The sequence below is a fragment of the Candidatus Aquicultor secundus genome (assembly GCF_002791875.1).
Classification (GTDB): Bacteria; Actinomycetota; Aquicultoria; order Aquicultorales; family Aquicultoraceae; genus Aquicultor_A; species Aquicultor_A secundus.
On record NZ_PFNG01000056.1, the window covers coordinates 1 to 10,722 of the forward strand.

The 10,722-nt window shown below is 40.0% G+C and carries 6 protein-coding genes; all 6 read right to left on the minus strand.

All coding sequences use genetic code 11. The features are described from left to right. Window positions 1–322 precede the first annotated feature (322 nt). Window positions 323–1,084, minus strand: a complete 762-nt coding sequence (locus COY37_RS02160) for a nucleotidyl transferase AbiEii/AbiGii toxin family protein (protein WP_286677948.1) — start codon at window positions 1,082–1,084, stop codon at window positions 323–325. 60 nt (window positions 1,085–1,144) lie between these two features. Next, window positions 1,145–1,969 (minus strand): type IV toxin-antitoxin system AbiEi family antitoxin domain-containing protein, encoded by an 825-nt coding sequence (locus COY37_RS02165; protein ID WP_286677947.1) that lies wholly within the window; start codon window positions 1,967–1,969, stop codon window positions 1,145–1,147. 283 nt (window positions 1,970–2,252) lie between these two features. Further along, window positions 2,253–3,650: an AAA family ATPase gene (locus COY37_RS02170; protein ID WP_286677946.1), complete on the minus strand. Its 1,398-nt coding sequence runs from the start codon at window positions 3,648–3,650 to the stop codon at window positions 2,253–2,255. 2 nt (window positions 3,651–3,652) lie between these two features. After that, on the minus strand, window positions 3,653–6,970 hold the full coding sequence (locus tag COY37_RS02175; RefSeq protein ID WP_286677945.1) for an Eco57I restriction-modification methylase domain-containing protein: 3,318 nt from the start codon (window positions 6,968–6,970) through the stop codon (window positions 3,653–3,655). 4 nt (window positions 6,971–6,974) lie between these two features. Next, window positions 6,975–10,172: a helicase-related protein gene (locus tag COY37_RS02180; protein ID WP_287007212.1), complete on the minus strand. Its 3,198-nt coding sequence runs from the start codon at window positions 10,170–10,172 to the stop codon at window positions 6,975–6,977. Between the two features lie 74 nt (window positions 10,173–10,246). Continuing rightward, the gene (locus tag COY37_RS02185; RefSeq protein ID WP_286677943.1) at window positions 10,247–10,504 is read right to left on the minus strand and encodes a hypothetical protein; all 258 of its coding nucleotides are present in this window, start codon (window positions 10,502–10,504) and stop codon (window positions 10,247–10,249) included. Between the last annotated feature and the right edge of the window lie 218 nt (window positions 10,505–10,722).

Consider the following 10,722-nt stretch of genomic DNA (forward strand, 5'->3'; position numbering starts at 1 on the left):
TTGATATTCATAGCGCCTCCTATAACTATTAATTATAAAAAGTATCGTTTAACTATTGGCTTTTATTATAGCAAGTTAAAATAATTTGAATAGAGCAATTGCGAACTGCGAAAAGTGAAACATAAAGATTACATGGCTGAAAGGGAGGCTCGGGACCCTGAGTTTCGGGAAGCATGTGAAGCTCAGTCAATAAATATCTCGTAGCGTTTTGCGCTCAATATTTTGTAGTGTTTCGTGTACAAGCGTGCAAACCCGCCCTGCTACTCTCGCTGAATTCATTTAATTGATACATATGTGCTATTTTGATGAATTCAGAAAGCCCTTAGTCTCCGAGTTCAACGTGCTTCTTTATGTTTCGTTGCAGATTTCTTAGAACTTCTTCCAAATGTGGCAGGTCCTTAACTTGATGTGCAAGGCGAGTTTTCCACATGCGCTCTAATGTTGGCTTCTTCTTTTCGAGCACCTCCAACAGCCGATTAGGGTCAATGCCCTTAAACTCTGCTTTCTCTACGAGTGCATTAGGAATTGCCATAAAGTCGAGATTTTGATCAAAAAGATAATCCAGGTCATAAACATCCCGTGGTTCTGTGCGACCGATAATTGCGCAAAGCTTTTCGACCATGATTTCTTCGAGCGAATAAGTAAGTATCTGCTTCTCAACTGCATCGCTATAATCACGATATATAGTATGCGGTTCAACGGGAAATATCAGTTTCTCGGATAATGTAAAGTCCACCTTAATATCTCTGCTCCCAAGTTTTGCCTGAAGCGGGCCAACAAAGCTAATGTAAGCCGTTATAGAATCATTACGCCGCTCAATTTTTTCCGACGGCAACGCAAACTGAAAACCTTGGCCTTTGGAAAGATCGGCAATCACACGCCCCAAGCCAGAGATTAAATCGTCAGATTCAACTTTTTCCAAAACCGTAAAATCCAGATCTTCAGAAAAACGGTAATCGGGAAAATAGATTTTCCTTAAGGCCGTCCCTCCCTTAAAAGCAAGCAGCGGATACAAATCCGAATCGGCAATACCTAAAATAATCCAGGTAAGAACATAGTCCTTCTCCAGAACCAATTCGTTCATCTTAAGCCGGTGGGAAAGCCTTTGTAGCTCTGATCGTGGAATCATCTGATCGCCTTTATTTTAAGTTCTCGTTATTTCTATTAATTCTTCCGGATCAATATTCACCCTTATTTTCCAGGAACTTAAGAAGCGTCCGGTATCTTCAAGGGTCGGATCGAGTAAAGTGTAGCTAGGCGAAAGCAGGTCTTTAAGCCCGGATAAGATTTCTTGGCCAAGGCCATACGTCTCCAAAAGAAATCCAAGACGCTTAGCAACACTTTTTCTGTTTAATCGGTTTGCGTATTGGGTTAGCTTTTGATAATCAATATCGTTTCGCTTAACCCATATGCCCTTAGCAATTTCACTAATGCCGCCGCAAAGGTCGGGACGATCCAGGCAATCGATAATTGTTCGCTCAAGATCGCTTGCCCTCACCTTCTGAGACGGCGTAATCCAAACGTCTTCAACGCCCCACTCCATATCTTTGGGTTGTGTATATACAGATTGGTAAGTAGCGCCCAAGACCTCTTTCGGCCTTCTTCTGTTGGGGGTGCTGATATAGACTGTAAATATTGGCTGAATAATCATCTCGTGAATCTCAAGAGCACTGTAGTAAGAAATATAGTAAGGCAGGGGCTCAATTAAATTCTTGGCAATCACATACCAATTCTCAGAGTGCTCAGCTCCCTCACCTGCAGATAAAGGAACAATTAAATACTTTCCGGGAGTAAGCCGAATCAGCCACTTTTTTGCTACCAGGTAGTTAAGCAATGACCTAACAGCAACAATAGAGCTTCCCAATACCTTCTGAGCATCTTCAACCGTAAAGATAGTCTTATCCTGTGAAGATAGAACTGTCAAAAGCTTTGATTCAGTTTTACCGAGTGATTTTAAATACTGCTTCATTCTCATCTTTTACCTTTTGTGCGCATTATTTGGTATTATATAACAAATAATGCACATAAGACATAAATATTTCAATACTAATCGACAATTAAGCGTTAAATAATTAATCTTTTTAAGTTAGCAGACGAATAGCAAAATACGAAAGAGTCACGTTTCAAGAAATAAGTAGGGGGTTTTGTTGATTTCCCTTAACCTTCGTGCTACCGACCTATATATGTTACAGCAGGCAGAGAGGTATTTTAAGCGTAATATAAAAAGCGAAGCAAATTAGCATTGACTCAAGCTAGAAAAAACCTCTCATTTTTTCAATCGATGCTTTTAGATCTTCATATACTGCTTTTCCATTTTCTTTTTGGTGATGGATTTGATTTCTAATAAAGGTGTGAATGCTCACCTCGTTTTTACTTCCTTTCCAAGGAGATTTTTTTGGCTCGTGCTTTGCAGTAACGAAAAATTCATTATCAAAATCTTTAATAGTTTTGTCGTCGCCATTTATAAATTTTAACTCCTCAAAAAGCTCATTGTGATATTCCTCCGTCGCCAAGTTGAATGCCAAGAAATTTGTTTCATTTGCTGAAATGTAGGGCAAAACACGTTTTTCTATTTCCGACACCTTTTGTTCGTCACACTCTAAAACTCTTATTTTGACCTTTTCGTTCTCTGAAAGTTGTTTCACCAAAAGCGGAGAATGAGAAGCAAGTATAATTTGTGCGTTTATAGAAGATTTCAGCAGAAAATCAACAAATTTTTCCTGTAATATTGGATGTAAATGCAATTCCGGCTCATCTATCAATATTATCAATTGCTTACCGCTTTGCTGGGCGAGATAAAACGAGTATAAAAGAGCAAAAATCATTTCGTAACCCGAGCCAAGATTACTTAAAGTAATTTGTTGATGATTATCTCTTTTGGCAGCAAAGAAAGCGTTTTTAAATGGCTCGCAGTTATCCAAGAAATCCAATTTTATTTGAGAGCCACTAATCTCCTCAAATTTCTTTACTGCTTCGGATAAAAATTTGTTATTAACCTTGTCTTTTTTAATTTTATCGTTTAACTCATCGTTTAGATTTGCAATAGCGGATTCCAAGCTTTTTAGGTATTGATAGCTGAAGTCTTCCATTAACCTATCAAAACGTGTCGTGTTGAAATTTCCGGAGCGCGTTTGAAATAACCTGTTTCTGTCCAGAAAAAGCACGTCATTTTGATTAAACCGCTTGCCCTTGAACGGGTTGTTTACATTGACTCTTAAATCTGGGCTGTTGTCTGGCGGTTTTGCGGGGTCAACTTTTATAAACTTTTGATCACTGACGACAATAGATGAAAGATAGGCTTTTGTTCCTCTTGACCGCACACCAGCACTAAAGGAAAATCCTTTTGCCTTAAATGAACTTTTAGGCATAGTGCCATCAACATCAAATTCTTCGTGAGAATAAATGTTTATTTCAACCTTTTTGCTAGGGTCATTGAAATTATCAATTCCATAGTTTTCCGTTTTGTACTCTAAAAATGGAAGTGCAAAGGCATCTAAAAGAGTAGTTTTTCCGCTTCCATTCTCGCCGACAAAGACATTAAGTCCGGAACCTGCATTTGTTCCATCGGGTGCATTGATTTTGTCGATCCCAAAATTTTTTTCCGATGGGAAAAGACGGAAATTTTTAATTGTGATTTTTTTGATAAACATAATTATGCTTTGCCCTCCACGATGGTGATCTCTTCTTCCGTTAGGCCGTATAGCTCATAGACGAGTTGGTCGATTTGTTTTTCGTATTCGCGGACATTGGCTTGCTTGGCATTATTTTTTAAATAGTCGTCGTCTTTGGTGATGGCGAGGATTTTATCAACGAGGTCTATGAGTGGTTTTTGCTCTTTGGACGATATGTCCGTAATGGGAAGTTTCCTAAAGTCGTTGGGGTAAAAGTAATTTTCCAAGCGGTGACGGCGGATATTGTTGAGATATCTCAGAGCAAACGAAGAATTGAGAATTGCAAGAAGATATTTCAAATCAAACTTTTCTGAAATTCGTTCCAGTTGGTCGCGCGGAATCCGATTAAACTTCTTGATGCTTGTTTGAATGCTTTTATTGTTGACTCCATACAAATCTACAAACATAACAAAAACGACGATGCTGTGATTACATATGATCCCCGTATCATCAAAAATTCCACCGGTCATAATTCCACGCATAATTTTTGGCCGATTGTATAATTCTGGGAAAGTAGGCCGAACTAATTTTTTAGGAATCCGTGATGTGTTCCATTCTAAATAACGAATACGACTAATTTTGTAATTTCCCAAATCTTTTCCCTCAACATATGGCTTACAGTGTATTTTGTCTTTGCTTTCCGCAATAATATCTTTTGCTGTAAATTCACCTTTCCAAAATCTTTCATCACTATTTGGTCGTAATCCATAACTGATATAGCAGATATCGCCGAGGTCCACTACCTGTGCCTTTAAGGCCACTGGATTGTATTCTTTCCTGAACGCATCGCGGCCCAGTGATTTGAATTCTTTCGATGCAATCTCTGTCACATTCACCCTATTCTCAAAGGAACCGCGATGAACAATCGTTCTTGTTTTACCGTTACCGGCAGTTTGGCTAACATTCAATACTACTGGAACAACCCCGGCTTCAAAAACCTCCATTTCCTCAAAATAATCAATGGAGCGCGTAAAGTATTCTTCCTGAATCAAATCAAGGAGTTTGAAGGCATATTTTGAAGTGCAGATAGCATTGGAAACAATGTAGATGAGATCGCCTTTTTGGTTGGCGATATTCAATCCTCTTTCGATAAACGGCACCATTAAGTCCCACTTTTCGTAAAGAGTATTGTATGTTTTGGATTCCTCAAGTTTCTTTCTGAAGGCGAGATATTCAGGTCCAGAGTCGGCGCGGACATACGGAGGATTGGCAATAACTACATCAAAACCGCCTTTTTCTAAAAATACATCTCCGAAATATAGGTGCCATAAAAAGAATGGTCTATTGCCGGAATGTTTTATCTCGTTTAAAATCTCGTGGATGTTTGCTTGAGTATTTAAAATTTCGGCTTTCTTATCTGCGTCCTTTTTGGTCAAGCCGATACCCGTATTTACATACTTGCCAATATTTCTATCAACACTATCAAGATGCGAAATCTCCGACTTAATCGTTTGTTCTATCAGTTCAGTTTGTATCTTTTCAAGATTTTCCCGAGCTTCTTTTTTCTTTTCCTTTGTCTTAGCGTTAAAAAGCCTCAACTGCCATTTGTGATACTTTTCAAAGATTGCTTTAGTCGTTTCGTCGTTATCAAACAAGCTGAGACGATTATCTTCCTCAAACAGATTTAAATATTTTGGTGATTTGACGCCGACGATTGCCGGGTCAAACAGCCTTATTGTTTTTTTACCCAAGACAAGTTCTTCAAGAAGACTGTTTCCTTGCATAATCTTGTAGTCCAAGTTCGGCAGGGGCTCTATATCTTCCAAGTCATAATCAACTACTAAACTGAGCCATAGCCTTAGTTTGGCGATCTCGATAGCGCCCGGGTCAATATCAACGCCATATATGCAATTTTGAATGGTCTCTTTTTTTATCTTGTATTCGGATAGCGAGGGGTTTAATAATAATCTAGCCTTTATAATTTCTTGAAGCATGCCGACGCAAAAAGCGCCGGAGCCGCAAGCCGGATCAACAACTTTAATGCCAGCAAGCGTCTTATCAATCGCTTCTGATTGCTTGATGATACCAGCGGGCAAACTACGATCATCGTCCGCGAGATGATGAATTAGAATTCTTATGTCTTCCGGATTGAGGTTAGATTCCGTCGCGATGTAGTTGGTTAAGCTTTCTTGACACATGTAATGGACAATTTCTCTGGGCGTATAATATATGCCCTTGCCTTTGCGAAGATTTTCCTCTAACAGATTTTCAAAGACTTTACCGAGCATTTCCGGATCGACGGCTACCTCTTTTTCCAGAGGCTCGTCTTCTTTAACGGTAAAGTTATAGAGATCAAAGACATCTAAAATATCAGCGAAGATATTATTGTTGAGATAGATAAAGCTGTTCTGCCAATCGTATTCTGGTTCGAATAATCCGCCGTTTAAAAAAGGAATCTTACAATTAAATCTAGCAGAGTAATTGCGGTCGGCTTGATCGTTTCTTGGATTGTTCAAGGTATCGTAAAAGAGAAATTCCAGATAATCGTTAAAGAAGTTTTCGCCCTTTTCCAAGCATTTATCAAACAAGTGCCTCAAGAAATGCTTATCACCCTTACCCCATGTTTCACCCTTTGATACGCCAAGCCAACCTTTTTTCTGCAAGAAATATAAGAAAACTATTTGGCCGAGGAGTTTTTTGGCGAAATTAGTGGCGTCGATGTTATTTCTTACCGCTTCATTCCTAAAAGTAGGATTTGTCCGCAATTGTTGCTCTAGGCTGGTGAAAAGCTGCTTGTATTTAACAAAGAATTCCTTGGTAACTTTCTCAATACCAAAAGCATCTTCGATTTCGGCGACCAGAGGATTTACTTTTTGTTCTTCAAGGATCGGCAACAGTTGGCCGCCGGCTGTGTGCGAGGGTTCTGTTTTGCCGACTAAAAAAGAGTACCGTCTAGGCGGTGTGCCGATTTCAACCTTAGCTCCCTTATCAGTCAGCATGTATTCCATCTTTACAAAGGAGAGCCGCCAATCCGGGTTTTCCCTGGAGTAAAAGGCAACTAGCGCGGCATCACAAAGGTTATCCTTTAGATACTTAGCGATAATATTCCTTTGCATGGATCGCGCGCGCGCTACTTTTGTGTTGCCAGAAAGTTCGACGGTTAGGACATCGAGGCGCTTTTTCCCGGCATCGTTAAACTCTCCCAAAAAATTAAAGCTCGTAATATGCTGGCCGAAACCGCCGGTCACAATAAGGCTTTGAGGGTTAATGGTTATCTCATTAAAGAGATTTTTTACAAAACCACTGAATCTGGCTTCGTCAAATTCGTTTTCGAGTGTGTTCTTAATTAGATCTCGCATATGGTTAATCGCCCTTAATTAAGTATTCGGATAAGATGATTTCACGAGGACTTGAGCTTTGATAAGCCGATGCAAGACCCGAGGAAGTAAAATAGCTGTCCGGTATGCCCGACTTCAACAGATAAAGAATTTTAAGCGGATTTTTGCTGGATAGTTTAATTTCTTTTAGCAGCGATTTGATGATATGTTTGCCCATCGTCCCTTCATTTAGTAAAACCAAAACGTTGTTAAGAAAATCCTCATCATCATCGGTAAGCCCCTGAAACTTTTGAATCGCCTTGATTGTGTTTATAAGAGTAGTCTCGTTGGCCCGTCCACCTGTTTGCTTAAATTCTCTAATGATTTCAGTTGTGGCTTGTCTGAACGCATCCTTATTTTTCTCAAGGTACCTATAGAAGTCCTGATCCAGCCTCTCACGTTTTATTTGAGGCGTCGATTTCAAAATGTCGGCAGCCTGAAAAAAATCGAGCTCCCTAACTTCATTTGTGTCGGCTAAAAACATCTTCTTGAGCTTGTCTTTTCTAAAAAACGTTACCAGCGATTGTTGGCAGCCGGCTTCTTGCTTGGCGCTCCTTGCTTTCTTTGGAAGCCTCTTAATCCGCTCAAACAAATCGGGTTTGCTGTCTCGGATATTCCGCATTATTTCGAGGTATTTCAGCTCGGAATCGATCTCTTCCTCGCCGCCGTTTTCCAAAAATCTTTTTGAGTTTACGCGCTCAAAGATTTCATGCGAGCTGATCTCTTCGCCTTCAGTAAGATACTGGGCATCTTCACCTAAAGTGCTGTGGAATGCTTGGATTTTGCTTTTAGCGCATGCTTCAAGGCCTATTTCCTGCTCTGACTGGTCGGTTGGAAAAAAATTGTATATATGAACGGGTCTCGGCTGGCCGATTCTGTTGATACGGCCAAAACGTTGCAAAACTCTAGTCGGATTCCAAGGGATATCGTAGTTTATGACGGCGTTTGCACGATGGAGGTTGACGCCCTCCGCCAAGATATCGGTCGTTATAAGAATCCTTAAATTATCTTTCTTGTGTTTGTAGCTCGGATCGTAATTTTCAGTAATTCTGTCTCTAATCATAGCGCTTGATTTGCTGGAAAAAGCCAAGACCTGATCGCCATATTGTTTTTCCAGCTGGCTCGCAAGATAATCGGCGGTTTCTTTAGATTCGGTGAAGACTATAAGCTTACTATCTTTTTGTTTAAGTATTTTGTCGGTGTCGAGGATCTTCTTAAATTCGTCGATCTTGGGATCATCCTTAACGTTGACCCACAAGCTTTCGATTTTCTTAAGCGTTTCAAGATCGCTCTCTAGGTCTTGCCGGAACTCGGCGGAAAACTCGTCGGCCTTATATTCTTGAACCCTTTCTTCCTCAACCAACTTCAAGATTTCTTGCTCATCATCATTTTCCAAGAGATCAAAAACTTTGTTGCTGTACTTTTTGCTTAGATAAACCGTGCCTTTATCAAGCATATTTATAAAATATGAGTAGGAATTGATGAATCGATTCAGGGTATTTTTAAAGGCGGGGAAGCTGCTATCGAGCCTCTTAACAAGCAATATTTTCATAAAACGACCCATGTTCCGCTGGCCGATTATTTCTTGGGGATCAGGATTTTTGAGATAAAGAATAGGTGTGTAGCGTGAATACTTAAAAGCCTTTATCAGTTTAATAGTTTCATTGAATATTTGATCCAGCTCTTCATCGAATTTATAGCCGATTTTTTGAGGTTCGGAAACCTTGGGGAAGCTTACTTTTTGTTTTTTCAAATCCTTTTCAAAATATTTAAGAACTTCCGATCGCGTTCGCCTTACCATGACGTATTTTAAGATGTTCTCACGAATTTCGATTGAATTCTCTTTTACAATGCCCAGATATCTTTTTAGATCTCTTCTATCAGTCTCTTGCAAACGTCTCTTTAAGCGGCCAAAGAATCTATCCAGATCACGGATGTTGGGAATCGTGCTGTTGTGTCCTTTCTGGAACAGTTTCATCTGGCTTAAAATGTCGCTCGGCGAGTTATTAAGCGGGGTAGCCGACACCAGAATGACACGCCGCCCCCAACAGACCTGCTTCAATTTCTCATAAGTTTGATTGCTTTCGTTTCGAAAACGATGGGCTTCGTCAATAAATACATTCCTATATTTTTCAACACCTTTTTTTATCAGCTTGTCTAGCTTGCCAAGCGACTGAACATCTGCCGGCACGCGAAAATCAGAAAAAGTCTCCTGCCAATATTCCTTTAGTACAGGCGGGCAAATAACCAAAGTTCGACCCTCAAGCTGTTGGGCAAGCATGGCGGAAATATAAGTTTTTCCGAGCCCTACGACATCGGCAAGGAATACGCCGCCATACTGATCCAGCTTATCCTTTGCGTCCTTTACGGCTTCATTCTGGTATTCGAGGTCGAGAAAGTTTCCCGGCAAATATTTTTTATAAATATCATCCTGATCGATATTTATTTTTTCTTTTAGATACTCATAGAGAAATTTTAAGTAAAGCTCATAGGGGGTGATAGTATCATTTAACCAAGTACCGGTATTGATTGTTTCGATATATTTTTCGGACAGATCAACGGCGTCTTTCCAAAGGGATTCGAACTTCGCTAGAGCAAATTTGACATCGGGGCTGTCCTTCAGCTCGACATTAAATTCTAAATTTTCCCTCAACCCTGAAATTGAAAAATTGCTTGAGCCGGTTATTACTTTGCCATACTCATCGCTTTTATTTTGATCTTTGCGGATTATGTAGACCTTGGCGTGAATATCGCCTGAAGGATAGGCTCTTATCTCAAGCTTTCCGGATTTGATAAATTCAATGAATTTTTGAACGCCTATCTCGACACTTATATTATCCTCGGAATTGTCCATCTCATCGGTCACTTGGCCCGAGAATTGGTCGTGAAGTTCTTTGTTTGAAAAACTAAAGCTTATCTGGCTACTCTTCGCTTGTTCAATTAAATCAAGTGTTTCGCGGTTTGCGTTGATGCCAACTAGAATTCGTATTTTTTCAACTTCTTCTAAAGATTCGTAGAGATGAAAAAAACCGCTGGTCCGAAAGTAACCGACTAAAACGTCAAAAAATTGAGTATTATTTTTGAGGGTTTTTTGAAATCTTTTTAAAAGGGTGGAGTCCGGTTCGTTTGTAAAAAATTTTAGATCTGTATTTACTTCCATAGATTCGAGATTAGTTGTTTTCATTAGCCCTTAAATAGGTTGGGGAATGTAAACATCATACAGGCGCTTTCCTTATTATTAAACCCTTGCTAGCACGCCTAGCTGGCCTTTTCCAGCAGCTCAAATATGCTAATGGTCTCGGGCTCTGCTTCCGGTAGGACTTCAAGCATTAGCCCGTCCTCTTTCAATGTTACTCTATAACCGCCTATTGTCAAAGCCGACTTGGTTTCCATTAAGAGGTAGCTCTTGACCACGGTGCTGTTTTCCGCGATCTTGACCTCGATATACTTTTGGTACTCAAGGTGGTAGCCGAGTTGTCGGACTCTTTTTGCCAGCTGTCTTGGTGTCATATCCATCCGGCTCTTACAAACATCCTTTGCTTTCTTAGCTGCCGAACTCAGGAGTGAAGGAGCGGGCGTCAAGGTGGAGACTATGTACTACCTTGACACTAGGTGACGAGCGAGGACGGGATTTGAACATCTTAAAGCTTGCTTCCTCCGTTAAAGAGAAGTATCCTAAACTTAACTAATTTAGTCATCTTTCTAGTATTTGTAGATCAGAGGAGGTACGATAT

What these genes read in the sequence shown, in the direction of transcription:
- COY37_RS02160 (WP_286677948.1), bottom strand. Translation starts at nt 1,084, where the DNA reads ATGAACGAATTGGTTCTGGAGAAGGACTATGTTCTTACCTGGATTATT.
- COY37_RS02165 (WP_286677947.1), bottom strand. Translation starts at nt 1,969, where the DNA reads ATGAAGCAGTATTTAAAATCACTCGGTAAAACTGAATCAAAGCTTTTG.
- COY37_RS02170 (WP_286677946.1), bottom strand. Translation starts at nt 3,650, where the DNA reads ATGTTTATCAAAAAAATCACAATTAAAAATTTCCGTCTTTTCCCATCG.
- COY37_RS02175 (WP_286677945.1), bottom strand. Translation starts at nt 6,970, where the DNA reads ATGCGAGATCTAATTAAGAACACACTCGAAAACGAATTTGACGAAGCC.
- COY37_RS02180 (WP_287007212.1), bottom strand. Translation starts at nt 10,172, where the DNA reads ATGAAAACAACTAATCTCGAATCTATGGAAGTAAATACAGATCTAAAA.
- COY37_RS02185 (WP_286677943.1), bottom strand. Translation starts at nt 10,504, where the DNA reads ATGGATATGACACCAAGACAGCTGGCAAAAAGAGTCCGACAACTCGGC.